Genomic DNA, 25,129 nt, shown 5'->3' with positions numbered 1-25,129 from the left:
ATGAACAGTTGCCTGTATCAGGGCGTATTGCGCCATCGCCGTCTTCAGCCGAAAACGCACCGGTTTAGCTATAACGTGTTTATGGGCTGGCTCGATCTGGATGAACTGACGCTGCTGCCTTGCGTCGGCGTGCGCCGCAACCGCTTCGCCGCGGCCGCATTCCACGATGCGGATTACCCGCTGGGAACGCCGCTGAAAGAGAAGGCGCTCAACCGGCTCGAAAGCCTGACGGGAATCCGGCCTGACGGCCGCGTCATGCTCCTGACCCAGTTTCGCTACTTTGGATTGCACTTTAATCCGGTCAATTTCTACTACTGCTACGACCGCGCTGACACCCTGCGTTGGGTGCTGGTCGAGGTGCGCAATACCCCGTGGAACGAGCGTCACTACTACGCGGTCGATGCCCGGACGCCGCGTCCGCTGGAAAAAGCCTTCCACGTTTCCCCCTTCAACCCGATGGACATGGTTTATCACTGGCGCTTCAACCATCCCGACAGCACGCTCTATATGCATATCGAGAATCACAAGGTGTCGAAAGTGTTCGACGCCACTCTGATGCTGAAGCGCCGGCCGCTGACGCGCAAAAACCTGAGGTCACTGCAGCTACGCATCCCGTGGATGACGCTGAAAACCGTGCTCGCCATTTACTGGCAGGCTCTGCGGCTGTGGCTCAAGCGTATGCCCGTCCACCCTCATCCCGCTAGCAGGAGTGAACGCTCATGACCGATCCCGTCTTTGCGCTTGAGCCCGATATTCCGTGCAACGTGCGTATTGCGCGATGGCTGCTTTTCCGGCTGCTGGGCGGCATCCGCCACGGCTCGCTGACCCTGCGGGAGGGGGCGCAGACGTTTCATTTTGGTGACGCCGCCGCGTCGCTGAGCGCCGACGTGGCGATTCTCACGCCGGCCGTTTACTGGCGCCTGCTGACGGGCGGGAGCCTGGCCGCCGCCGAAGCCTGGATGGAAGGGGAGTGGGAAACCCAGCAGCTCACCCCGCTGCTGCAAATACTGGCGCTAAACCGGCGCGTGCTGGGGCGGCTGGATCGCGGTTTTCGCCTGCTGGGCAGGCCCATTGCCCGCCTTCACCACCGGGCACGTCGCAACCACCGCCAGCAGGCACGGAAAAACATCGCCGCACATTACGATCTCGGCAACGATTTTTATGCGCACTTCCTCGATGAAGAGCTGCTCTATTCCAGCGCGCTGTTTACCGCCGATGAGCAGAGTCTGGCAGAGGCTCAGCGGGCGAAAATGGCGCGTCTGTGTGAACAACTGGCGCTGACCTCCGGCGATCACCTGCTGGAAATTGGCACCGGATGGGGGGCGATGGCGGAGTACGCCGCGCGCCATTACGGCTGCCGCGTCACGACGACCACGCTGTCGCAGGAGCAATATCACTGGGCGAAAGCCCGGATTGCCGAGGCCGGGCTGGAAGAGCGGGTTGAGGTTCTGCTGTGCGATTACCGCGATCTGACCGGCACGTACGACAAGCTGGTATCGGTTGAGATGATCGAGGCGGTGGGGCAGCGCTACCTTCCCACTTTCTTCCGCACCTGCCAGGCCCGCCTGCGCTCCGGGGGGAAAATGGCGATTCAGGCCATCACCATTCAGGATCAGCGATACCGTGACTACAGCAAAGGCGTTGATTTTATTCAGCGTTATATCTTCCCCGGCGGCTTTTTGCCCAGCGTCACGGCGATGAGCACGTTGATGACCCGCCACACCGATTTTGTCATCCGCAATCTGATCGACATGGGGCCTGACTACGCCCGCACGCTCGTGCACTGGCGACAGCGTTTCGTTCACGCATGGCAGGACATAGAAAAATTGGGTTTTGACGATCGCTTTCGCCGCATGTGGCTGTATTACCTCAGCTACTGCGAAGCGGGGTTCAACGCCCGCACCATTAGCGTGGTGCAACTGACCGCAGAACGCGTTTGAAGCGCCGCTATGTGCCGGTCTTTTAACAAAACCGAGATGAAGAAATTCGACCTAACCGTGGGAACAGCCACGCTTTTCTTCACACGCAAAACGCCGTAAAGAGGATAGAGTCATGAATACGCAACCTGTTGTTGGGATCAGCGGCTGTTTAACCGGCTCGGCCGTACGGTTTGATGGCGGACATAAGCGGATGGCCTTTGTGATGGATGAGCTGGCACGGTGCGTGACCTTCAAACCCATCTGCCCGGAGATGGCCATCGGCCTGCCGGTTCCTCGCCCGGCGTTGCGTTTGTTGCAAACCCGGGAAGGGGATATTCGTATGCGTTTCAGCCACGCACCGCACGACGATGTCACGCAGAAAATGGCTGATTTCACCGAGCATGCTCTTCCGCGCCTGGGCGAATTGTCGGGGTTCATCGTTTGCGCTAAATCGCCGAGCTGCGGCATGGAGCGCGTGCGGCTGTACGATGAAGAAGGCAATCGCGGGCGTAAAGAGGGAGTGGGGCTTTTCACCAGGGCGCTGCTGGAGAATTACCCGTGGCTACCGATAGAAGAGGATGGCCGCCTGCACGACCCGCAGCTGCGTGAAAATTTTGTCGAGCGCGTTTTCGCCCTGCATGAGCTCAATAGCCTACGGGCTAACGGCCTGAATCGCCGTGGTCTGCTCGATTTCCACAGCCGCTACAAACTGCAGCTGCTTGCGCACCATCAGGCGCGCTACCGTGAGATCGGGCCGTTCGTCGCCTCGCTGCACGAATGGCAGGATCTGGACGCTTTTTTCGTGGCCTACCGCGAAAAGCTGATGGCGATCCTCAAGCAACCTGCTTCGCGGAAAAATCACACTAACGTGCTGATGCATATTCAGGGCTACTTTCGTGAGCAGTTGAATACCCGTCAGCGCGGTGAACTGCGCGACGCGATCCTCCACTATCGTGCCGGGCTGCTGCCGTTACTCGCTCCCTTAACGCTGCTGAAGCATTACCTGGCGGAATACCCGGATCGCTACCTGTTAACGCAGAACTACTTTGATCCCTATCCGCAGGATTTAGCCCTGCGCCTGACGGTAAATTAAATCGGCCGCCCGGCATAGCGCCTTTCTGAGCCACTATTTTACCGGTACTTAACGTCGCTAACGCCGCGTTTTGAAATAACAGCATCACTTTTTTTGCTTGATTTTTTTGGTCATGAACCAGGTTGCTGAGCTTATTTTTTTTCATCATCAATGCTGATGCTGTTTATTAATATGGTTGACGACAGTTTCGGCGATAAATAATGAAAGCGGGCTTTTTCAGGCGCATCGTCCCTTGAGGTACAAGAAGGGGCGACGCGCGCGCTGGCGGCGGATGCGGCGAAACTGCGGGCCAGAGATGCTTGTGGCAAGAGCGGTAGCGATGGGTTACATTGTGATTAACACATTTTCACATTTCTGTTTCGTGATTCTGTCAATACGCTGCTACGCCGTTGGGTTGGTTTATATGGATAACAGAATGTTAACTGATATTTCATATCGTCATTTCGTCGAAAATGTGAAAGATTATGCTATCTATATGCTGGAGTTGGATGGGACGATTGCCAGCTGGAATGAGGGCGCGCGCCAGGCTAAGGGCTACACCAGCGAAGAGATTATTGGCAGTAACTTCAGCATATTTTACAGCGAAGGCGAGCAGCAATCAGGAGAGCCGGCGAGAAACCTGGCGCTGGCCCTGAAAACCGGCAAATTCGAGGGAGAAGGGTGGCGCTACAGAAAGGACGGTTCGTCATTTTGGGCGCACGTAGTAATAGACGCTATCCGCGATGACGACGGGACTTTACAGGGTTTCGCCAAAATAACCCGGGATATTACCGTACATAAGCAAGTGATTGATAAGCTCTCATGGATGGCGAGATATGATTCTCTGACCGGGCTACCTAATCGGGTGGCGTTTTTTGCGTTTGTCGAAGGATTGATCGCGGGTAATAACTATCCTCAGCTGGCTATTTTTACTATAGACCTTGATAAGTTCAAGGAAATAAACGACGTTGAGGGCCATCTTATTGGCGATCTGCTGCTGCAAAGAGTTTCGGCAAATGTCGCTAAAATGGTCAAGAACGATGAGCTGGTGGCCCGGTTTGGTGGCGATGAGTTTGTGGCGGTAAAGCCGTTTGAGTCTGCCGAAGAACTCGATCTCTTTACCGAGAAGCTGCAGGGGTGCTTTAGCGGAATACATGATTTTGCCACTACCTCGGTTTCAGTCATTGCGAGCATCGGCTTTTCTGTTTTTCCTCGCGACGGTACCGATCTTAATACCTTAATCAGCAACTCAGATCTGGCTATGTATCGTGCCAAATCTGATATCGACAATAAGGTGTGCCGCTACGAACCTGAGATGGACGAGCGAACGCGTAAGCGCAATCAAATGATTTCGGATATCAGGCAGGGGATCAAGGAGGACCAGTTTTATCTTCATTATCAAGAAAAGCGCTCGATCTCCGGAAAACAGGTGACGGGATATGAGGCTTTACTACGCTGGCAGCACCCCGAACTCGGGCTGATATACCCTGACGAATTTATTCCCCTGGCGGAAGAGAGCGCGACGATTATACCGCTGGGCTATTGGGTATTAGAGCAGGTATGTCGTGAAGCGCTGGTGAATAAAATTCACAAGAAGGTTTCGGTAAATATCTCTCCGGTACAGCTGCGCCATCGTGATTTTATAGACAACGTCCGCGGAATTTTAATGAGAACCTGTTTCCCGGTTAGCCTCCTTGAATTCGAGGTCACGGAGACGGCGTTTATGGTCGATAAAAAGCTGGTGTTTAACGTTCTCAATCAAATAAAAAACATGGGGATCAGTATTGCCCTCGATGATTTTGGCACCGGCTACTCCTCCATTAGCATGCTGCGTGAATTTCATTTTGACCTCATCAAAATGGACCGCAGTTTTCTGCAAAACATTGAGAACGACACCGAAGTTCGCTCCTTCGTGCGGGCGGTTATCTCGCTCAGTAAATCGATTAATACCCCGCTGATTGCCGAGGGCGTTGAGACCCTGGAGCAGCTGAAAATCCTGAAAGATGAAGGCTGCAACGAAGTCCAGGGCTTTCTTTTTGGCAAGCCGACGATCATTGGGCAATTAAAAAAGTAGCCTCTCAGGCCCTTCATCGCGGCGCCGTAAGCAGGCCCGAGAGGCCTGCCTGCCGGCAGGAAGTCGGCTTCTGCTGCGGCTCACTCAGCCAATAAAACCTGCGAATGAAAAACCTCCGCGCCCCCGATGGGGCAAGCGCGATAGTATTGACAGAAAACCTACCAACTAGTAGGTTTGTTTTTCCGGTCGCAAAATCACCCGCCAATTATGGCCGATACGCGTCGGTTGCTTAACGCAAGCCTCGGCCTTTAAAGCGGCTGGCGGCCATTAGAGTTTTCCTGCGGGAATCGCTTCTCGCGTTTTTGTTTGTGGGTTCAATGTTAATAGTGTGAGCGAAAATATGACAACCTCTTCACTTTCCGCTGGCCAGAAAATAGCGCGCCTGCTGCTGGTGGGCCTTATTCCTTTAGGCGTGATACTGCTCTTTCTGTGGGCTGGCGGCTGGCTGGCGCCGAATCGCCTCAGCGCAGACAAGCTGGTGACGGTTCTGCAAAAATCGGGCGGCGAGCACCCGGGCTTTCGACGCAATCATGCCAAAGGCGTCTGCGTTGTGGGCCGTTTTATCTCTAACGGCAACGCCAGCGGGCTGTCGCGCGCGGCGCTGTTCGCCGCCGGAGAAACCCCGGTAACGGGCCGCTTTGCCATCGCCGGCGGCAACCCCAACGCGCCGGATTATGCCGTTCCCGTGCGCAGCATGGCGCTGGAGTTCAGGCAGGGGAACGGGGAGCAGTGGCGCACAGGAATGAACGCCATGCCGCTGTTCCCGGTCTCCACCGTGGAAGAGTTCTACGAACTGCAAACCGTCACCTTGCCCGACCCGGCAACCGGCAAGCCTGACCCTGACAGACTGAAGGCGTTTGTCGGCTCGCACCCTCAGCTGCAGCGCTATCTGGCCTGGGCAAAGCAGTACGTCCCCTCGTCCAGCTGGGCGAGCGATCGCTATAACAGCCTGAATGCGTTTCGCTTTATTGATAAGGCGGGGGCCGGACATCTGGTTCGCTGGAGCATGGTGCCGCGTACCAGCTATCAGCCCCTGAGCGAGGCGGATAAAAGCGATAAGGATTTCCTGCAGCACGATATCACGCAGCGCCTGGCTCAGGGGCCGCTGCGCTGGGATCTGCTGATTACCGTCGCCCAACCGGGGGATGCAAGCAACGATGCGGCGAAGCTCTGGCCTGACGATCGTCAAACCATCAATGCCGGTACGCTCGAGCTGGTGAGCGCCACCGCCCAGGAGAGTGGCCCCTGCAACGGTATCAACTACGATCCGCTGATCCTGCCGACCGGGATCGCCGCCTCGGACGATCCTCTACTCAACGCGCGGTCGTCGGCCTACGCCAAATCCTATAACGCGCGCACCCGCGAACAGTCCCAACGGTCAGGAGCCCACTTATGAAACAGGTAACCCATTTTCATCCGGCGCTGCGCTGGCTGCACTGGCTGATGGCCGCGGCAATCATGGCGATGCTGTTTATTGGCGTGGCGATGGTTTCCACGGTTTCGTCCCTGCACGCGCTGCTGGTGTCCATTCACAAGCCGCTGGGCCTGATGATCCTGCTGCTGGTGGTGGTGCGGCTGTGGCTGCGTTTTTACACCGCCGTGCCGCCTCTGCCGGGCACCATACCCGGCTGGCAACGGCGGCTGGCCCATCTTTCGCACTGGATGCTCTACGCCATGATGATCCTCCAGCCGCTGGTCGGCTGGGCGATGCAGTCGGCCGCGGGGTATCCCATCTCCGTCGGCGGGGCCTTTGTTTTACCGCCGATCGCGCCGGTGAATAATGACTGGTATGCGCTCCTGCGCCCGCTGCACTCAGCGGTTGCGCTGCTGCTGTTTATGACCGTGATGCTGCATCTGGCCGCCGCGCTGTTTCATGCTTTAGTGCGCCGCGACGGCGTCTTTGAAAGCATGTCCGGCGGCGGCAGGCGATAAGCGCCTGAGGTCGGCGAAAACCGTGCCGAACGATTTTCGGCACGGGGCTGGGGGGATTAATCCGGGTTTATGGCGCGGAAAAGCGCCGCAAACGTGCCCTCTTTTTCCGCCCAGCGGCGGCTTTTATCGCCATCAAGCAGGATCTCGCCGTTCGGGTGCCGCCGGTGCTCAATCAGCACCATCGCCCTCGATATATACTCCGCCAGCGGCATCGCCCTCGGGTCCACGGCCTGCGCGCTGCCCGTCAGCCCGGTCTGCACGTACGGCGGCGACAGCTCAAGAACCTCTACCGGGATATGTCGCAGCTGATGACGTAACGAGATCAGCCACGAGTGCAGGAACGCCTTGCTGGCGCAGTAGGTTGGGAAATCTGCCTTAGGCACAAATGCCAGCGCGGAGCTGGTTGCCATAAAGGTGGCGTCAGCCTGGCCCTGAATCAGCGGTAGGAAGGCCGCCGCGAAGCGGAGGGTGCCGAGTATGTTGGTCCTGACTATCTCCTCTGCGACGGACGTATTCCCGCCGTCGGTGAGGAAGTTTTCGCTGCGCGAAATACCGGCGTTGGCGATCAGCACGTTGAGCTGTGGAAAACGCCTTTTGACCTCTGAGGCCACGGCGGCAGGCATCGTCTCATCGTCCGTATCGAGCCTGAAGCCCGTCATTCCGGGATGCGCGCGGGTGATTTCAGCGAGCAGGGCCTGGCTGCGCCCGGTGATGATGACCCGATTGCCGCGGGCGTAAAACGCTTCGGCCAGCGCGCGGCCGATACCGCGGGTGGCGCCAGTAATCAGAATGGTGTTACCGCTAATATTCATAACATTGTCCTCTCCGGATAGAGCAGATGGAAAGGCGGCGAGGGGCTATCGGATCTGATGTCGTCGCTGATAGCCGCCTGAGATGGGAACGTCGCCGCATAGATCCCCTATTCTCTGCTGAGACCCTGGGGTATCCGGGCGCGTTGGATGACGGTAACGCCTACGGCATTGTGGCAATGCCCGATGAGTATATTGAGGCCCTCCGGCGTCGGCAAGTGGATTATCTGGCCCGAGACCGCCGACTAAATCGGGTACTGGCGACAGGTCTACCTGTTGGTAGGTTTCCTGCCAGGGCTCTGATAATATTCCCCTTATTCAGCATGATATGCACACACGGATCCGACGATGACGACTGAGCGTTCACCGAAAGCAAACGAGATTATTTCCTATACCCGACAGCTACTTACCACCGGTGGCTACCAGAGCTTCAGCTTTGCCGATATCTCTGCAAAGGTGAATATTCGTAAGGCGAGCATTCATCACCACTTCCCGAGCAAGGCGGAGCTGGTGAAGGTGGTGGTAACCGAGTATCGGGAGGAGGCCCGGGCCGGAATGCAGGCGATGACCCGGCAGATGAATGACCCGCTGGCGGAACTTCAGGCCTACGTCGACTACTGGGCGACCTGCATTCGCGAGGGCTCCTCGCCGTTTTGCATCTGCGCCATGCTTGCCGTTGAGCTGCCGACGTTGCCGGCGGAAGTGGCCCGCGAAGTGAGCGGCCATTTCGCCGATCTTACCGAATGGCTGGCCACGTTGCTGCGCAGAGGGGAAAGCGAAAAGCGCCTGCGGCTAGCCGGCAGCCCTGCGGATGAGGCGAGCCTGCTGATGGCCACGGTGCACGGCGCCATGCTGTCGGCGCGCGCCTTTAACGATGCGGATATTTTCCGCACAATAGTGCAGCCGCTGCTCGATAACCTGACTCTGCGCGCCTGATCGTTATCGGGAAAGCGCGCGCGATTTTTTTCGCTTCGCTTACCTCCCCCCGTTCCGCACGCAAATTACCCGCCACGACGGCGTGGAAGGATGGCGCGTCATCGGCCAATGGCACGGCGCGCAGCTGGGCCGCGTTTACGCACCGCGAACGGCAATACATTTTATTTCGACCAGCAGGCCCGGATGGGCCAGATTCGTGACCTCTACGCAGGTCCATGCACTTCTTCCTCGCGGGAAAAGGCCGTTCTTCACGCGGCGAAAGGTATCCATATGCTCTGCCATAGCGACGTGATAAGTGGTCATCTCCACCACGTCATCAAAGCTGCAGCCCGCTTCGTTGAGCACTAATTCCAGGTTACGCCAGCAGGCAATAAACTGCTGCTCCGGGTCGCTAATCACCTCAAGTTCGGTTGTGCGGCCCACCTGCCCGGCGCAGTACAGCGTGTTGCCGACCAGCACGGCGGGCACGTAGCCGGTGCGTTCCGAAAGCGTCCGCATGGCGGCGGGGATAATGAATGTTCTATCGGTCATGACGTCTTTAATCCTTCGTTGCGCGGCGGGCGGCTTGCGTTTGTCCTTCAGCCGCTGTTAGTATAGGAACCAATCGGTTTATAATCTAAGCCTCTTATCTGGGTTTATCAATGAAAAATCTGTCTGCTATCGGGCGTCCGCGGGAGTTCGAGCTTGAAGACGCCGCCCGCGACGCGATGAACGTATTTTGGGATCTCGGCTATGAGGCGGCGTCGCTGCCGGATCTGATCGCCGGGACCGGCCTGTCGCGCGGCAGCCTTTACAAGGCGTTCGGCGATAAAAAGGGGCTGCTGCTGGCGGCGCTGGATCTCTATACCGCCGACGGGCTGAAGGCGACGGCGGATATTCTGTCGCAGCCCGGATCGGTCGCCGAGGCGATCCGCGCTTCGCTGCTGCGCTATGCCGCTCTCTCATCGGGCGAGAAGGGGCGGCGCGGCTGCCTGGTGGTGTCGCTGACCACCGAAATGGCCGCGCGCGACGAGCAGGTGGCCGAGCGAACCGGGCGCATGTTCCGGCGGCTGCAGCAGCTCTATGCCGCGGCGATCGTGCGCGGTCAGATCGGCGGCGAGCTGCCCGAGTGCGATGAGCAGGCGGCGGCGCGTTTCCTGGTTTGTCAGATTGAAGGTATGCGGGTGCTGGGCAAAACCGGCGCACGCGAAGAGGAGATGCACGCCGTGGTTGATTGCACGATGCGCGTTATCGCGGGTTAAATTTTTATCTAATTTGGAATCGATTGGTTCCATTTGGAGGCCGTATATGTCCCACTTAAATCCTGACTCAGCCGAGCCTCACCGCTGGGCGATGTTTATTGTCCTGCTGGTGGGGGCCTTTTTACCGCCGCTGGATTTCTTCATTGTGAACGTGGCGCTGCCTTCTATTCAGGGGGAGCTGGGGACCTCGGCGTCGGCCGAGCAGTTCGTGATATCGTCCTACGCAGGATTGTATGCCGTGACGCTGATCACCGGCGGGCGGCTGGGCGACCTGTTTGGCCGCGGGCGGATGTTTTTCACCGGCTTGATTGGCTTTGCCGCGGCGTCGGCGCTGTGCGGTTTTGCCTGGTCACCCGGGGCGCTGATCGGCGGCCGCGTGTTGCAGGGAATCACCGCCGCGATTATGGCTCCGCAGGCGCTGGCGTCGATTCAGGCGATTTTCCCGGAAGCGGAAAAATCGCGCGCGCTCGGCCTTTACGGGGCGGTATTCGGCCTGGCATCGGTTATCGGCCAGGCGTTGGGCGGCATTCTGATCTCTTTAAATCTCTTTGATAGCGGCTGGCGGGCCATTTTCCTCGTCAACCTGCCGATTGCGCTACTGGTCCTGCTGTTCGGTATTCCGCTAATCAAAGAGACCCGCGCGCGGCAGGCCCGCCGGTTAGACATGGGCGGGATGGTGCTTTCCGTCATCGCCCTGGGTCTGCTTATCGTGCCGCTGATCGAAGGCCGGGAAGCGGGCTGGCCGTGGTGGTCCTGGCTGGCGCTGGCGCTCACCCCGGCCGCCGCCTATCTGTTCTGGCGCTATGAAAACCGGCTTGCGCAGCGGGGCGGCGACCCGCTTATCGACCCGATGATTTTTCGCCAGCCGGGCATGGGGCTCTCCCTGCTGCTGGCGCTGCTGTTCTACTCGATTGGCGTCTTTTTCCTGCTGTTTTCGATCTATTTACAGAGCGCTCTGCACCAAAGCGTACTGCGGGCAGGCCTGATCTTTCTGCCGTTCGGCGCCGGTTTTTTGCTGGGCCCGCTGTTAACGCCGTTTGGCAGACGGATTGCCGGTCCTTACGTCAATCCCATCGGCATGGGGCTGGAAACGCTGGGCCTGCTGGGGTTTGCCGGGCTGATGATGACGACCGCGGACGGTATCCCGCCAGCTGTGGCTCCTCTGTCAGCCGCGCTGTTTATCATTGGCTTCGGCCAGGGGCTGGCGCTCCCGACGCTGATGCACATTATTACCGGCCGCGTTGCGCCGGCCTACGCCGGGATGATTGCCGGCGTGGTCAGCTCGACGCTACAGCTCAGCACCGCCCTTAGCGTGACGATTATTGGCGGCATTTTCTATGCCGTACTGGGTTCGCGCGGCGATCCTGGCGCCATCACCCACGCGTTTATCGTCGCCGTGCTGTGCATCGCCTGCTGCCTGGCGGCCGGGGCAGGGCTAAGCATCAGCCTGGCCCGCCGGTCGGCGGTTGCGCTGAAGCTGCTCAAATCGGACCTGTGAGCCCTGCAGGTCCGGTGCGACTCGGTCAATTTATTTGATGCATTATGTTAAACAAACGATATTTATTCCCATCAGCGAATGCGTAAAGTAGACCTAAACCTCGCCAGGCGCTGATTTACGGTATCGCGGTTAATACCGGCCTGCGGATAATTTCCCTGCAAACCAGGATGAATACGTCATGAAAAAGATTGGATTTTTGTCATTTGGCCACTGGACGCCGTCGGCGCAGTCCGCCACCCGTTCGGCGGCTGACGCGCTGCTGCAGTCCATCGATCTGGCGGTTGCCGCCGAAGAGCTGGGCGCGGACGGCGCCTATTTTCGGGTGCATCATTTTGCCCGTCAGCTCAGCTCGCCGTTTCCTCTGCTGGCGGCGATAGGCGCAAAAACCAGCAGGATTGAAATCGGCACCGGCGTTATCGATATGCGCTATGAAAATCCGCTCTATATGGCCGAGGACGCGGGGGCGGCGGATCTGATTTCCGGCGGTCGCCTGCAGCTTGGCATCAGCCGCGGCTCGCCGGAGCAGGTGATTGACGGCTGGCGTCATTTTGGCTACGTGCCCGCCGACGGAGAAAACGAGTCAGACATGGCGCGTCGTCATACCGAAGTGCTGCTGGACGTGCTGCGAGGGGAGGGGTTTGCCCAACCGAATCCGCAGCCGATGTTCACCAACCCGCCGGGCCTGCTGCGCCCCGAGCCGTATGCCGAAGGGCTGCGCGAGCGTATCTGGTGGGGCGCGGGTTCCAACGCCACGGCGGTATGGGCGGCGAAGCTGGGGATGAACCTGCAGAGCTCGACGCTGAAAGATGACGAAACCGGCGAGCCTTTCCATATTCAGCAGGCAAAACAGATCCGGGCATACCGCGAGGCCTGGGCGCAGGCGGGGCATTCCCGTACGCCGCGCGTCTCGGTCAGCCGCAGTATTTTTGCCCTGATGAACGATCGCGACCGGATGTATTTTGGTACAGGCCGGGATGACGGGGATACAATTGGCCAGCTTGATGAGAAAACGCGGGCGATCTTCGGGCGCAGCTATGCCGCCGAGCCGGACCGGCTTATCGAGCTGCTGAAGAGAGACGAAGCGATTGCCGAAGCCGACACCTTATTGCTCACCGTGCCGAATCAGCTGGGCGTGGATTACAACGTGCACGTTATTGAGTCCATTCTCAAACAGGTTGCGCCGGCGCTGGGCTGGCGCGACAAATAGGCGGTAACGCCAACGCCCCGTGAGCCATGCGGGGCGTTAAATCCTACGGCTGAGCCGGCGGCTGTAGCTGATAGATCCACGCGGACAGGCGCCGACCATCGGCCGTCGTCACCTCAACTTCCACCCGGTCGTAGCCCTCTTCGAACTCGTCCAGCGCGGGCCAGAACTCCGCCAGCTTTGCGGACGAAAACAGATAGCCGTGGACCTGCGGCCCGCTTTCACTCAGGACGATCCCCGGAAAATCAGCGGCAGCGCCCCAGCCGCGGGCATAAAAGGTGCCGGTCACCGTTCCCGGCAGCCACTCTCCGCCGATATTTTCCAGAATATAGGCATTCGCGTGGCCCGGACGCAGCGTACCGTAGACAAATAAGCGTTCCATTATTCCTCATTAAGCAAGATGATAAATTCCCCGGCGGGCGGGGGAGATAGCTCATACTGCGGAATAATGACGTTTTTTAAAGCGCTACAGGCGGGTCAGCCGCTGAACGTTCAGACTCTCCAGCCTGCCGTCGAGGATCGCGAGAAAATCATCGTGGTAGGACATGGCGACGTGCTTTTTCAGATCCTCCTCTGACTTCCAGCGCTCAATAAAGATAAATGACGCCTTGCCCTCATTCTGCAGCTGGCGGACGTCGGCAATCGCCCGGCTTTCATGCAGATCGTACTGCAGGCAGCCCGCTTCCTGATGCGTCAGGGGGACCATTGCCAGGGCAGCGGCCCTGACCGCTTCGATATGCTCAGGGAGCGGGGTTAGGGTGGCAACAATATTGACTTCGCTCATGGGGTCTCCTTCGACTCAGCGATAAGCATTCCCGGCTGAGCGAGCAAAAAGCGCAGCCGGGGCGTGAATTATTCAGCGTAGCGATGAATTGAGGGATCCACCAGCCGCGATGAAGAAGAGAAACCGAGAGGACGTTCGCTACCCTGATATGCTTCGTTGGCAACGAGATAAACCACGCACAGCGAAGCGGATGGGCCGCCACACATACCAGGCCAGCACGATAGCCTAATCAGGCGAGCAGGCGGCGTGCAATCCTTGCCCTAATTGCCGCCCTGGTTTTTATTCCTGGCGCAATAAAATGCCACACCGCGCGTATTTTTAAATATTGCGCTTAAAAATTAATATCGCCTTAAGGTTACTTTAATCTTTCGTTGTTCCTTAATTTAAACCAAGAATAATCAAACACTCGGTTTATTAAACAGAGTATTTTTAACTGTTTTGTTTTGATGGTAATTGTTTTCATTATCATTCCTTTTTCGCTGTGCTTTAATCCTTTTCGCTCTGCTTTGGTTGCCATTTTTCTACTATTACTAAGGATTAGCCTATGAATTTCCGCCTCTTATCCTGTTGCTCTGCGGCTCTGGTCGCTTCGGCAATGTTCCTGGCACCGCAGGCTCTGGCAGCTGATAGCGGTGAAGGCATTGTTATTTATAATGCGCAGCATGAAAACCTGGTTAAGTCGTGGGTAGATGGCTTTACCAAAGAGACCGGTATTAAAGTGACCTTACGTAACGGTGGCGACAGCGAGCTGGGCAACCAGCTGGTGCAGGAAGGGGCGGCATCGCCCGCAGACGTCTTCCTGACCGAAAACTCGCCGTCGATGGTGCTGGTTGATAACGCCAGGCTGTTTGCCCCCCTGGATGCCGATACCCTGAAGCAGGTGGCACCAGAGTATCGCCCGGAACACGGGCGCTGGATTGGCATTGCCGCACGCAGCACCGTGTTCGTCTATAACCCGCAAAAAATCAGTGAATCTCAGCTGCCGCGCTCGCTGATGGATCTGGCAAAACCGGAGTGGAAAGGGCGCTGGGCGGCCTCTCCGTCAGGGGCAGATTTCCAGGCTATCGTTAGCGCGATGCTGGCGCTGAAAGGCGAGAAGGCCACCCTCGACTGGCTCAAAGCCATGAAAGCCAACTTTGTGGCCTATAAAGGCAACAGCACGGTGATGAAGGCGGTCAACGCCGGCCAGATTGATGGCGGCGTTATCTATCACTACTACCGCTTTGTCGATCAGGCTAAAACCGGCGAAAACAGCAAGAATACCGGGCTCTATTACTTCAAACATCAGGACCCGGGCGCATTCGTCAGCATTTCCGGCGGTGGCGTCCTGGCTTCCAGCAAGCATCCGCAGCAGGCTCAGGCCTTTATCAAGTGGATCACCGGCAAGCAGGGCCAGGAAGAGCTGCGCACCAATAACGCCTTTGAATATGCCGTTGGCGTCAATGCGGCCTCCAACCCGAAGCTGACGCCGCTGCGTGAGCTGGATGCGCCAAAAGTTGAGCCTTCTTCGCTGAACGGTAAAAAGGTTATCGATCTGATGACGCAGGCTGGCCTGCTGTAATCTCTGCTGAAGTGAAAAATTTATGTCTGGTCTGAGTCTTATACTCGGAAAAAAAGTTGGACGCCTGCCTGAGCGCAGGCGTCCTGCGTTTCCGATGGTGGCATTAGCCGTCCTGTTTTCATTACTTGCGCTGCTGCCGCCCGGTTTTGTCATCGCCGTCGGCATTGAAACCGGCTGGAAGACCATCAAGGCGCTGGTATTTCGCCCGCGGGTGGGGGAGTTGCTCAGCAACACGCTGTGGCTGACCGTGCTGACGATCCCGCTGTGCATTACGCTTGGGGTGATGGTGGCATGGCTGACGGAGCGTACGACGCTGGCGGGGCGCGGGGTATGGTCGGCGCTGGCCGTTGCGCCGCTGGCCATTCCGGCATTTGTCCAAAGCTATGCCTGGGTGAGCGCCGTGCCGTCGATGCACGGCCTCTCCTCCGGCGTCTTCCTCTCGGTCCTGGCCTACTACCCGTTTATCTATATGCCGGTTGCGGCGGTGCTCAAACGCCTCGATCCCACGCTTGAAGACGTGGCCGCATCGCTCGGGACGCCGCCATGGAAGGTTTTTTTCAGCGTGATACTACCCCAGCTGAAGCTGGCGATTTGCGGCGGGGCGCTGCTGGTGGCGCTCCATCTGCTGGCGGAGTACGGCCTGTACGTGATGATCCGCTTCGATACCTTTACCACCGCGATCTATGACCAGTTTCAGTCCACGTTCAGCGGTCCGGCCGCGAATATGCTGGCTGGCGTCCTCGCGCTATGCTGCCTGGCTATTTTACTGCTGGAAGGGGCAACGCGCGGTAAAGCTCGCTACGCGAGGATCGGTGCGGGAGCCGCGCGCGAGCAAAAGCGGCAGACGCTGAACGCGCCGGCCGCATTCGCCGCGCAGCTGCTGCTTTTTGCCCTGGTGCTGCTCGCCCTCGGCGTGCCGCTGATTGTGCTCTGCCGCTGGCTGTGGCTGGGGGGAGTGGCAAACTGGTCCCACGCCGATCTCTGGCTCTCGCTGCGCCAGACGCTGATGACCGGCGCCGCCGGCGCCCTGCTGACCACCGCCTGCGCTATCCCTATCGCGTGGCTGGGCGTTCGCTATCCGAACCGCGTGTTCCGCCTTCTGGAGGGGGTCAACTATATAACCAGCTCGCTGCCGGGTATCGTCACGGCGCTGGCGCTGGTGACGGTCACCATCCACTACGCGCGGCCGGTCTATCAAACGGAAGTCACGCTGTTTCTTGCCTATCTGCTGATGTTTATGCCCAGAGCGCTGATCAATCTGCGTGCCGGAATTGCCCAGGCGCCGGTCGAGCTGGAAAACGTTGCGCGCAGCCTGGGGCGAAGTCCTGCCCGGGCGCTCTGGAGCGTCACCATGCGCCTCGCGGCACCCGGTGCCGCCGCCGGGGCTGCGCTGGTCTTTCTCGGCGTAAGCAACGAGCTCACCGCCACGCTGCTGCTTTCACCGTTGGGCACCCGCACGCTGGCAACCGGCTTTTGGGCGCTCACCAGCGAGATTGACTACGTGGCCGCCGCGCCCTACGCGATGTTAATGATTCTGATCTCGCTGCCGCTGACCGGCATTCTTTATGTACAGTCGAAAAAAATTGCAGGTTTGTAATATGCTGGAACTCACCGCGCTCTCTAAATCTTTTGCCGATGCTCAGGTGCTGGATAACCTCAATCTGACGGTGGCTCCGGGCAGCCGTACGGCGATTGTCGGGCCTTCAGGCTCCGGAAAAACCACCTTGCTGCGCATTCTTGCCGGATTTGAAACCCCGGATACGGGGCGGATCGTGATGCAGGGGAAAACGCTCTACGGCGAGGGGATTTTTATTCCCGCTCACCAGCGTGGTATTGGCTTTGTACCGCAGGAGGGGGCGCTTTTCCCTCATCTTAGCGTGGCGGACAATATTGCCTGGGGGCTGGACGATACTCGCCAGGAGAAGCGGCGTAAGGTGGCGGCGCTGATGGAGATGGTTTCTCTCGACCAGCAGCTGGCGACCCACTGGCCGCACGAAATCTCTGGCGGCCAGCAGCAGCGCGTGGCCTTAGCCAGGGCGCTGGCGCAGCGTCCCTCGCTGATGCTGCTGGATGAGCCTTTCTCGGCCCTTGATACCGGGCTTCGCGCCGCCACCCGCAGAGCCACCGCCGATTTACTGGCGCAAAGCGGCGTGGCGTCAATCCTTGTGACCCACGATCAGAACGAAGCCCTCTCTTTCGCCAGCCAGGTGGCGGTGATGCGCCGGGGTCGTTTCACTCAGGTCGGCAGCCCCTTTGCGGTTTACTCGCAACCGGTCGATGAAGCGACCGCGCTCTTTCTTGGCGATGCGCTGGTGCTTCCTGCCCGACTCAGCGCCGGCCGCGCGGAGTGCATTATTGGCGAGGTGCTCACCGATAATGACCACGCCGCGGGGAGCGGCCGGATTATGCTGCGTCCGGAGCAGCTGATTGTCACCCTCTGTCAGGAGGATGAAAGCGCCATCACCATCGTTGACGTCGATTTTTGTGGACACCTCTCAACCCTAAGTCTGGCCGCGCCGGGGATGAGTGAACCGCTGATCCTCAAAACCGTTAGCCAGGCCGGCTGGACGACGGGGGCCAGGGTGCGTTTAGCGGTCGCCGGGAAAGCGCGGGTATTTATGCATTAAAATAGCGATACTTTTTTGTCGAGGATTGTTCTGCCCGTGCCGCCAAATGAGCGGGCAGAGCGCTGCATATCTGCGGCCAGATAATGATAACGCAATATTTTGCGGTGAGTATCCGCAGGCAGGCGCAGCGCGAGGCGCTGGCGGCGGAGTTAGACCCGCAGAGCCGCGAGACGTTTAACGCTCTCTTAGCGCAAAACCGTGGCAGATTAAGCGACCTGCTGAAAAACGAAAAATCAGGCCGGTGACGGCCAAAAAAAAGCCAGCCAAAAGCTGGCTGGCAAATACTCGGATAGTACTCAATTTTATAGTGGATGTTCAGAATGATCCCTGAGCACCGGTCTGGAAGCTGCGACAGGCAATATCCAGACAGCTGGTCAGGCTCGTCACGCTTATCGTGCGCCGGGAGAGATCGTCTCTTCCCCTCAGCCAGCAGCAGGCGTCTGGCGATGCCGGATTTGTCATACAAATATGATGGTATTTGATTCAGAAAGGAAATGAATAATTTTTATTAAAATTATTCGATTAGGGAATGATTGACCGACTTTTGATGGCTTGTTGATGGCGTTTAATTTTTGTCAGCGAGCAGGGCGCCAGCCTGCTCTACGGCAGCCTGGCGCCGGTGAAAAGCGACCCCGTTAGAGATCGATCAGCAGGTTGGGCGAACGGCTGCGGGAGCAGCAGAGCGCGATGCGCTGCTCGGCGGCGGCTTTCTCCGCCGGGGACTGCACCGTATCCCGGTGATCGACCACGCCCTCGATAACCGGCGTGAGGCAGGCGCCGCACATTCCCATCTCGCACGAGAGCGGGATCGCAACCCCCTGCTGCTGGAGCACCTGGGCAATGGTCAGGTGCGCCGGCACCGGCCACTGCGCGCCTGACGACGCCAGGGTGACGGTAAAGGTATCGGCCTCGCCGCGGGCGTCGGCGACCGGCGCGGTTGCCTGAAACGCTTCGCTGTGGATCTGCGCCTCCTGCCAACCCTTTTGTACCGCGACCTCGCGCGCGCAGGCCATAAAACCCTGGGGCCCACAGAGATACAGAAGCTCTCCGGCCCGCGCCCCGGCGAGCGTCGTGGCGAGGTGCTGACGCGGGCTTTGCCCCTCCTCAGAGCAGTAAAGGGCGCAGCTTCCCTGGCTGAAGCGCTGCGCCAGCTGGCGGACGAAGGCCGCGTTTTCGCGACGCTTGACGTAGTAGTGCAGCTCACAGGGCACGCCGTCCGCTTCGAGCTGCAGCAGCATCGCGTACAGCGGCGTAATGCCGATACCGGCGGCCAGCAGCACAACGCGCTCCGCGGGCTGCAGCATAAACAGGTTGCGCGGGGGAGAGATGCGCAGCGTCTGCCCCGGGCGCAGCGCCTCGTGGATATAGCGCGATCCGCCGCGCGATTTACGATCCCGGGCGACGCAGATCAGATAGCCCTCAGCGCCGGTGGTGGGGCCGGTCAGCGAGTACTGGCGCTGGGTCCCATCCGGCAGATGGAGATCGATATGCGCCCCTGGCCGCCACGCGGGCAGCGGCTCCCCGCGGCTGGATACCAGCCTGACGGCGAGGCTGGTATCGCCCTCGCGCCACATTCCGTCAACGACTACCTGCAGCTGTTCACTCATTTATGCCTCCGCCTATACGAGGAAAAAGTCGCCAAAGCCCATCTTCTGCAGCCCGCGACGATAGGCAATCGAGCTGCGGTCGGCGGGAATGTGCGCCTCAAGGGTTAAGTCCAGCGGCAGTCTCTCCGGACGCTGGGTTTCGACCATCAGCCGGTCCTCCTCGAAGACGCGCAGATTGAACGCGTGCACGTCCGCGACCGGCACGTGGAGATCGAAGTTGCGCGCAATCGGGGCGAACATGCGGGTGACGCGCGACGATACCGGCGAAGCGGCGTTCATAATCACCAGCCGGGCTTCGCCGGGGAAGTGGATGGTTAGCGTCGCGGTGAAGGGCAGGTGCATCTCGAAATGGCGCAGCCACTGAAACCCTTCCGGCGCGCGGAAACCGGCGCTGGCCGGATAGTTGCCGACCGAGCTCCAGTAGTCGGCAATAAAGCCGAAGGGCGTCTCCTGCGGGCTGTAGGCCGGCACTTCCTGATTCTCCGGGTCGGCGAAGGTATCGGTATGGATCCACGCGAAATGGGCCACGTCGAGAAACCCCTCCACCTGGCGGCCGGCGAAGCCGTTGACTTCAAACGCCGGGCAGTTGATTTGCTGAAACCCCTCATCGTGCCAGTGCGGCATGGTGGGCAGCGGCATCGGGTTCTCCGGGTCGAAGGCCATGCACACCCAGATCAGCCCAAAGCGCTCCTCCACCGCGTAGTGGGTCAGGTGGAGCCTGGCCGGCACCGGCTGGTCGGGGCTGGAGGGGATCCGGTTGCAGCGCCCCTCTTCGCCGAAGCGCAGGCCGTGATAGGGGCAAATAATCCCTTCGTCGTCGTGCGAGCCGAGGGTCAGCGGGACGCCGCGATGGGGGCAGACGTCGCGGGCCGCCACCACCGAACCTTTAATCCGGTAGAGAACCAGCGGTTCGTCCAGCAGGGTTGCCTTCAGCGGAGCGCCGCCGACGTCCTCGGCGCGGGCGACCGGGTGCCAGCATTTCGCCAGCCGGAGCCAGTCGTCCGGCTCGAAGGTGCAGCGGGCCGGTGGGGTGGGGTGGGTTCTGTTCATCATATTCCTTCCTGCTCACGGAAAAGCATTTGTTTAATTGTTGTGAGTTTATTGTTGTCATATTAGGGTGTTGACATCCATCGCCATTAATTCACTAACCCGTTGCAAAAAAGAGTACAGGGGGGATATGAGTCCGTTTTCGCGTTTCGCTATCTATTTCGCCGCGGTGGCCCGCTGCGGCAGCCTGCGCCGGGCGGCTGAAAAGCTGCATATCTCGGCCTCGGCGATAAACCGCCAGATCCTGCAGGCCGAAGAGGAGTTCGGCACGCCGCTGTTTGAACGGCTGCCGGAGGGGCTGCGCATGACCACCGCCGGAGAGCTGCTCTATGACAACCTGCTGCGCTGGCAAAAGGAGTTTCAGCTGACCCGCCAGCAGTTTGACGAGCTGCAGGGGCTAAAGCGCGGCAGCGTCAGCATCGGCATGGTGCAGGCGCTGGCGGAGGGCAGCTTTGCCGCGGCGCTGGCCGATATCATTACCGGGTGGCAGTGGCTGGAGCTCAATCTGCGGGTGGCGGATAGCCACGCGGTGAGCGAAAAGGTTCGCCAGGCTGATGTCGATTTTGGTCTGATCCTCGACCCGGAGGGCCAGGCGGGGCTCAGCGTGCTGGCGTTCGTTGAGCTGGAGATGGGGGTGGTGATGCGCCCGGACTGTGCGCTCGCGCAGGCTGCGGCGCTGTCGTTAGGCGACCTTAGCCACCTGCGGCATATCGTTCCCGGCGCGCCGCTTATCGTGCACGACCGGGTGGCGATGCTCTATCGGCACTACGACTTTTCCCCGGCAAACAGCATCAGCTGCAATGATATTCGGCTGATTAAATCGCTGGTCCTCAAAGGCAGCGGCGTCACGATCCTGAGCCTGCTGGACGTGCTGGATGAAGTCAACAGCGGGCAGCTGGCGTTTATCCCTTTGCGCAACAAGCTGCTGCGCCCGCTGACCCTGGCGCTGTGCACCGCGCCATCGCGCCAGCTCTCTCGTCCGGCGCAGATGGCGATTCAGAAGCTGACGGCGGTGATGGAGGCGATGCGGGCCGTCGGCGAAAACCGGGAGCCGCGGCCCTGAAGGCGGCTAGCCGAGCGGGCCGCCCTGTATCGTCTCGCACAGGCCGTTGATGATCCGCTCGCCGCTCTCCTCTGCAAGCTCCCGATACCAGGCCTCGGTGAGCGCCATCTCCTTGCCGTGGGTGATATCGCAGCGCTTGCGCGCTTTGAGGATCAGGTCACGAACCCGCTCGCAGCGCCGGGCTTCGTACTGGCGCAGCGCGGCGGCGATATCCCCGCCGTCGCGGAACGTCTCCCCCAGCACCACCGCGTCTTCCAGCGCCGCGCAGCCGCCCTGGCCGATATCCGGGGTGGTGCTGTGTCCGGCATCTCCCAGCAGCGCCACCCTGCCGCGTACCAGGCGGTCGAAGGGCTCAATATCGTGAATTTCGATTCGGTTGGTGGTGGCCGGATCGAGGCGGGCGATCAGCTCCTGCACCGGCGCTGCCCAGCCGCTGAAGTAGCGGCTAAGATCCGCCCTCAGGGTGCTACGATCTTCCGCCAGCCCGGCCGGGAGAGGGACATCAAAGAAAAAATAGAAGCGCCCGTTGGCGACCGGCATCAGCGAGACGCGCTTGCCCTCGCCGACAAAGGTGGTCCACTGATCGGCGGGGGCGATGGCCTCATCAATCTCCACCAGCCCGTTCCAGTTAACGTAGCCCGCGTAGCGTCGTTCGGGGGTAAAACCGAGCACGTACGGGCGCAGGGCAGAGTGGCTGCCGTCGGCGGCGATCAGCATATCGCCGCGGGCGGTGGTTCCGTCGCTAAACCATGCCGTCACGCCGTCATCGTCCTCCTCCACGCGGGTGGCCCGCTTACCGAACCGTACCGCGTCGCGGCCCCAGAAGTTCAGCATCTCGCCCTGCAGCTCGCTGCGCGAGACCGGGCAGGGGCGGCCGCCAGTGCGTTCGACCAGCGGCGCAAGGCTAAAGCGGGTCAGGGTTTTGCCATGCCGGTGATCCTGATAGGCCATATAGCGCAGCGGCCCGCCGTAGGTCTCGGTGATGTCACCCATGCCCAGCAGGTTCATGCACTTCACCCCGTTGGGCCAGATTGAGATGGCGGCGCCAACCGGCTTAATCTCCTGCACCGCTTCAAACACCTCACAGCTAATTCCGGCTGCTTTAAGCGCGACCGCCGCGCTCAGGCCGCCGATACCGGCACCCATCACTAATGCTTTCATTATCTTCTCCTGTGGCATGTGTTGTGAAGAACCGAGCAATTTGCGTACCAGCTTGCCGACAGGCGCCACGAGGCGGCTGCCGGAGGCGTCGGCGGAGGTTATGCGCTAAAGTGGTGCGTTATCGGGCAATAATTGCCTTTTATTGCATCAAAAATTTTAAACCGGGCGCTTGCGAATCGACCGTTTCACCCGCCCGCGGCATCCGGACCCGCACGGAGGGAATGTGGCCTGCTTTGTGCAAGCCGCTCTGTGCAATCCTGCGCTAATGCTATTAACAACGAGCCGTATGGGCCGTTTGGTATAAGGAGCAACAACATGTCCGAAGTGGCCGCGACGATCGCGATTGAGGACTTTAACCGGCTGGACGACGAGGCGGCCCGTGGCCTGCTGCAGCCCTGCGTGGCGATCCCCGCCTGGGCGACGGCGCTGGTGCAGGGCCGTCCTTACCCCGACCGCACCGCGCTGCTGGCCGCCGCGAAGGAGGCCGCGCAGCGCTGGGGAGAAGCCGAGCTGGATCGGGCGCTGAGCGCCCATCCGCGCATTGGTGAAAAGCTGCCCGAAGAGAGGCCGCACGCCGCGCTGTCGCGGCACGAGCAGGGGGCCATCAACGATGAAGATGCGTCTCTTGCCCGGGCGCTGAAAGAGGGCAACGCCCGCTACGAAGCCCGCTTCGGGCGGGTCTTCCTGATCCGCGCCAAAGGCCGCAGCGGGGAAGAGATCCTGCAGGCGCTGACGCAGCGGCTGAACCACGACGAGGCGGAAGAGACGCGGGTGGCGCTGGCGCAGCTGCGCGAAATTACCTTATTAAGATTGACGGGAGTCATAGGCGAATGAATACGTTGAGTACCCATATTCTCGATATCTCCAGCGGCAGGCCCGCGCAGGGCGTGGCGGTGAACCTGCTGCTGGGCGGGCAAACGATCGCCAGCGGTCTGACCGATGAGCAGGGCCGCATTGCGCTGCTGGCGCCCGGTATGCTGAGCGCCGGGCGCTATCGGCTGGTGGCGGAGATCGGCGACTGGTTTTCGCGCGACGGGCGGGAAACGCTCTACCTCAGCGCGCAGATCGATTTTGCGATCGCCGAGGACGCCGATGAGCACTTCCACCTGCCGTTTTTGATTGCCCCCGGCGGCTGGTCGACCTATCGGGGGAGCTAATGTTGCGTTCTGGCCCGGCGGGGGCGTCAGCCCTGCTGGTGCCAGACGCGCTCGCCGTTGACCCAGGTCTCGCTGATATTGCGCTCGTCGCCGAGGGTCATCAGCACAAACAGCTGCTCGTAGATATCTTTGCAGCGTCCGATGCGCAGCCGCTGTAAAGGGGTGGCGGCCGGGTCGATAACCACGAAGTCGGCCTCTTTTCCCGGTTCGAAATTGCCAATTTTATCGTCAAGGCGCAGGGCGTGCGCGCCGCCGAGCGTGGCGTGGTAAAAGGCCTCGCAGGCGGGCAGGCGATAGCTCTGAAGCTGGGCAACTTTATAGGCTTCCCCCAGCGTGCGCAGCATGCTGAAGGTGGTTCCCGCCCCCACGTCGGTGCCGATGCCGATCCGCACCCGCTGCTGCCAGCTGGCGGGCAGGCGAAACAGGCCGCTGCCGAGGAACAGGTTCGAGGTCGGGCAGAAGGCCAGCGCGGAGCCGGTTTCGTGCAGGCAGCGCCACTCGGCGTCGGCGAGGTGAATGCCGTGCGCAAATACGCTGCGCTCGCCGGTCAGCCGGTAGTGGTGATAGACGTCGAGATAGTGCTCATGCTCCGGCCACAGGCTTTTCACCCACGCGACCTCGCTGAGATTTTCGCTCAGATGGGTGTGCAGCCAGGTATCCGGAAACTCCTCCCGCAGTTGCTGAATGGCCGACAGCAGCTCCGGCGTCGAGGTGGGGGCAAAGCGCGGGGTAATGGCGTAGCCCAGGCGCCCGCGGTGGTGCCAGCGCTGGATCAGCTCGCGGGTTTGCCGATAGCTTTGTTCCGCCGTTTCCGTCAGGTATTCCGGCGCGTGGCGGTCCATCATCACCTTCCCGGCGAGAATGCGCATATTCAGGCGCAGCGCTTCGCTAAACAGCGCATCGACGGACTCGGGGTGCAGAGTGCAGAACACCAGCGCGGTGGTGGTGCCGTGGCTGAGCAGCTGGTTGACAAAAAAGCGGGCGATCTCCGTGGCGTAGGCCTCGTCCGCGAACTGGCTTTCAACCGGGAAGGTGTAGGTGGTTAACCACTCCAGCAGCTGTTCGCCGTAGGCGCCAATCATCTCCGTTTGCGGATAGTGGACGTGGGCGTCGATAAAGCCCGGCAGCAGCAGTCTGCCGCGCAGGTCAGTGTATCCCTTGTGCGGATGGAGAAACTGCTCCCCCTCCTGCCACGGCAGCAGCGTCTGGATCGTGCCGTTCTCAATAAACAGCAGGCCGTCGGCAAGGTAGCGCGCGTGGCGGGCGATATCGTCGGCGCCGTCGGCGACCCGGGCGATATCAAAAAATGCTCCGCGAATTGCAGCATCGTACGACTTGATGGTTTCCGCCATGTTGGCTCCCTGTTGAATCGCGCATTGAGCAAGATCTAAAGCAATATTAATGCCAGCCGTCGCGGTTGAGGAATACGCCGCGCCG

25 protein-coding genes and 1 pseudogene are annotated in these 25,129 nt (G+C 59.9%); 18 read left to right on the top strand and 8 right to left on the bottom strand.

The features are described from left to right. From HCK03_RS17450 to HCK03_RS17420, 7 genes and pseudogenes are all read left to right on the top strand, one after another. A complete protein-coding gene (locus tag HCK03_RS17450) occupies window positions 1-723 on the top strand; it encodes a DUF1365 domain-containing protein (RefSeq protein WP_041144854.1) in 723 nt (240 codons plus the stop codon). Then, a complete protein-coding gene (locus HCK03_RS17445) occupies window positions 720-1,940 on the top strand; it encodes an SAM-dependent methyltransferase (RefSeq protein ID WP_167691965.1) in 1,221 nt (406 codons plus the stop codon). The genes HCK03_RS17450 and HCK03_RS17445 overlap by 4 nt, the downstream gene beginning before the upstream one ends. A 21-nt stretch (window positions 1,941-1,961) precedes the next feature. Beyond that, window positions 1,962-2,039: pseudogene (locus HCK03_RS26560) on the top strand (DUF3833 domain-containing protein); the annotation flags it as partial. A 13-nt stretch (window positions 2,040-2,052) separates the two neighbouring features. Continuing rightward, entirely contained in the window at window positions 2,053-3,012 is a 960-nt protein-coding gene (locus HCK03_RS17435) for a YbgA family protein (protein ID WP_115193196.1), read from the top strand. A gap of 403 nt (window positions 3,013-3,415) precedes the next feature. Continuing rightward, window positions 3,416-5,065, top strand: a complete 1,650-nt coding sequence (locus HCK03_RS17430; RefSeq protein WP_167692457.1) for a putative bifunctional diguanylate cyclase/phosphodiesterase — start codon at window positions 3,416-3,418, stop codon at window positions 5,063-5,065. Between the two features lie 340 nt (window positions 5,066-5,405). Continuing rightward, window positions 5,406-6,461 (top strand): catalase family peroxidase, encoded by a 1,056-nt coding sequence (locus HCK03_RS17425; protein ID WP_167691964.1) that lies wholly within the window; start codon window positions 5,406-5,408, stop codon window positions 6,459-6,461. Next, a complete protein-coding gene (locus HCK03_RS17420) occupies window positions 6,458-6,997 on the top strand; it encodes a cytochrome b (protein WP_041144857.1) in 540 nt (179 codons plus the stop codon). The genes HCK03_RS17425 and HCK03_RS17420 overlap by 4 nt, the downstream gene beginning before the upstream one ends. 56 nt (window positions 6,998-7,053) lie before the next feature. On the opposite strand, the gene HCK03_RS17415 is transcribed toward HCK03_RS17420, so the two are convergent. Further along, on the bottom strand, window positions 7,054-7,809 hold the full coding sequence (locus HCK03_RS17415) for an SDR family oxidoreductase (RefSeq protein WP_167691963.1): 756 nt from the start codon (window positions 7,807-7,809) through the stop codon (window positions 7,054-7,056). Window positions 7,810-8,154: 345 nt separating this feature from the next. Between HCK03_RS17415 and HCK03_RS17410 the strand changes: the two genes are divergently transcribed. Beyond that, on the top strand, window positions 8,155-8,742 hold the full coding sequence (locus tag HCK03_RS17410) for a TetR/AcrR family transcriptional regulator (protein ID WP_167691962.1): 588 nt from the start codon (window positions 8,155-8,157) through the stop codon (window positions 8,740-8,742). A gap of 135 nt (window positions 8,743-8,877) precedes the next feature. Here HCK03_RS17410 and HCK03_RS17405 read toward each other — a convergent pair whose 3' ends face one another. Then, complete coding sequence (locus HCK03_RS17405) at window positions 8,878-9,273, bottom strand: RidA family protein (RefSeq protein ID WP_041144861.1); 396 nt, start codon at window positions 9,271-9,273, stop codon at window positions 8,878-8,880. Between the two features lie 110 nt (window positions 9,274-9,383). Here HCK03_RS17405 and HCK03_RS17400 point away from each other — a divergent pair, with 110 nt between their 5' ends. The 3 genes from HCK03_RS17400 (at window position 9,384) to HCK03_RS17390 (ending at window position 12,688) form a co-directional block, all read left to right on the top strand. Then, on the top strand, window positions 9,384-9,983 hold the full coding sequence (locus tag HCK03_RS17400) for a TetR/AcrR family transcriptional regulator (RefSeq protein ID WP_041144862.1): 600 nt from the start codon (window positions 9,384-9,386) through the stop codon (window positions 9,981-9,983). A gap of 46 nt (window positions 9,984-10,029) precedes the next feature. Then, window positions 10,030-11,481 carry an MFS transporter gene (locus HCK03_RS17395; RefSeq protein WP_167691961.1) on the top strand — a complete coding sequence of 484 codons (1,452 nt, stop codon included), beginning with the start codon at window positions 10,030-10,032 and terminating at the stop codon, window positions 11,479-11,481. Between the two features lie 178 nt (window positions 11,482-11,659). Further along, on the top strand, window positions 11,660-12,688 hold the full coding sequence (locus tag HCK03_RS17390; RefSeq protein WP_167691960.1) for an LLM class flavin-dependent oxidoreductase: 1,029 nt from the start codon (window positions 11,660-11,662) through the stop codon (window positions 12,686-12,688). Window positions 12,689-12,731: 43 nt separating this feature from the next. Here HCK03_RS17390 and HCK03_RS17385 read toward each other — a convergent pair whose 3' ends face one another. Both HCK03_RS17385 and HCK03_RS17380 read right to left on the bottom strand, forming a co-directional pair. Further along, window positions 12,732-13,067 carry a gamma-glutamylcyclotransferase family protein gene (locus HCK03_RS17385; RefSeq protein WP_167691959.1) on the bottom strand — a complete coding sequence of 112 codons (336 nt, stop codon included), beginning with the start codon at window positions 13,065-13,067 and terminating at the stop codon, window positions 12,732-12,734. Between the two features lie 84 nt (window positions 13,068-13,151). Next, window positions 13,152-13,469: a putative quinol monooxygenase gene (locus HCK03_RS17380; RefSeq protein ID WP_115193192.1), complete on the bottom strand. Its 318-nt coding sequence runs from the start codon at window positions 13,467-13,469 to the stop codon at window positions 13,152-13,154. Window positions 13,470-14,013: 544 nt separating this feature from the next. On the opposite strand from HCK03_RS17380, the gene HCK03_RS17375 reads away from it, so the two are divergent. From HCK03_RS17375 to HCK03_RS17360, 4 genes are all read left to right on the top strand, one after another. Beyond that, window positions 14,014-15,030 (top strand): iron ABC transporter substrate-binding protein, encoded by a 1,017-nt coding sequence (locus tag HCK03_RS17375; RefSeq protein ID WP_115193191.1) that lies wholly within the window; start codon window positions 14,014-14,016, stop codon window positions 15,028-15,030. A gap of 22 nt (window positions 15,031-15,052) precedes the next feature. Next, window positions 15,053-16,627, top strand: a complete 1,575-nt coding sequence (locus HCK03_RS17370; protein WP_167691958.1) for an ABC transporter permease — start codon at window positions 15,053-15,055, stop codon at window positions 16,625-16,627. Window position 16,628: 1 nt separating this feature from the next. After that, window positions 16,629-17,657 carry an ABC transporter ATP-binding protein gene (locus HCK03_RS17365; protein WP_167691957.1) on the top strand — a complete coding sequence of 343 codons (1,029 nt, stop codon included), beginning with the start codon at window positions 16,629-16,631 and terminating at the stop codon, window positions 17,655-17,657. 83 nt (window positions 17,658-17,740) lie between these two features. Beyond that, entirely contained in the window at window positions 17,741-17,902 is a 162-nt protein-coding gene (locus tag HCK03_RS17360) for a hypothetical protein (RefSeq protein WP_167691956.1), read from the top strand. A 390-nt stretch (window positions 17,903-18,292) separates the two neighbouring features. Here HCK03_RS17360 and HCK03_RS17355 read toward each other — a convergent pair whose 3' ends face one another. Both HCK03_RS17355 and hpxD read right to left on the bottom strand, forming a co-directional pair. Then, window positions 18,293-19,264, bottom strand: coding sequence for a PDR/VanB family oxidoreductase (locus HCK03_RS17355; RefSeq protein ID WP_167691955.1), 972 nt, complete (start codon window positions 19,262-19,264; stop codon window positions 18,293-18,295). 12 nt (window positions 19,265-19,276) lie between these two features. Then, the gene (gene hpxD, locus HCK03_RS17350) at window positions 19,277-20,314 is read right to left on the bottom strand and encodes a molybdenum cofactor-independent xanthine hydroxylase subunit HpxD (protein WP_041147571.1); all 1,038 of its coding nucleotides are present in this window, start codon (window positions 20,312-20,314) and stop codon (window positions 19,277-19,279) included. 127 nt (window positions 20,315-20,441) lie between these two features. Between hpxD and hpxR the strand changes: the two genes are divergently transcribed. Next, complete coding sequence (gene hpxR / locus HCK03_RS17345; RefSeq protein ID WP_041144871.1) at window positions 20,442-21,374, top strand: LysR family hpxDE operon transcriptional regulator HpxR; 933 nt, start codon at window positions 20,442-20,444, stop codon at window positions 21,372-21,374. A gap of 6 nt (window positions 21,375-21,380) precedes the next feature. On the opposite strand, the gene hpxO is transcribed toward hpxR, so the two are convergent. After that, window positions 21,381-22,535, bottom strand: a complete 1,155-nt coding sequence (gene hpxO / locus HCK03_RS17340; RefSeq protein ID WP_135184958.1) for an FAD-dependent urate hydroxylase HpxO — start codon at window positions 22,533-22,535, stop codon at window positions 21,381-21,383. Between the two features lie 315 nt (window positions 22,536-22,850). Between hpxO and uraD the strand changes: the two genes are divergently transcribed. Continuing rightward, the gene (gene uraD, locus HCK03_RS17335) at window positions 22,851-23,369 is read left to right on the top strand and encodes a 2-oxo-4-hydroxy-4-carboxy-5-ureidoimidazoline decarboxylase (protein ID WP_115193185.1); all 519 of its coding nucleotides are present in this window, start codon (window positions 22,851-22,853) and stop codon (window positions 23,367-23,369) included. Beyond that, window positions 23,366-23,692: a hydroxyisourate hydrolase gene (gene uraH, locus HCK03_RS17330; RefSeq protein ID WP_041144874.1), complete on the top strand. Its 327-nt coding sequence runs from the start codon at window positions 23,366-23,368 to the stop codon at window positions 23,690-23,692. The genes uraD and uraH overlap by 4 nt, the downstream gene beginning before the upstream one ends. A 26-nt stretch (window positions 23,693-23,718) precedes the next feature. Here the strand turns inward: uraH and guaD are convergent, their stop codons facing one another. After that, entirely contained in the window at window positions 23,719-25,044 is a 1,326-nt protein-coding gene (gene guaD / locus HCK03_RS17325; RefSeq protein WP_115193184.1) for a guanine deaminase, read from the bottom strand. Window positions 25,045-25,129: the final 85 nt, after the last annotated feature.

This window comes from Klebsiella terrigena (assembly GCF_012029655.1).
Classification (GTDB): domain Bacteria; phylum Pseudomonadota; class Gammaproteobacteria; order Enterobacterales; family Enterobacteriaceae; genus Klebsiella; species Klebsiella terrigena.
Note: the sequence above shows the minus strand (reverse complement) of the source record. Positions and strands in the feature narration are given on the sequence as shown.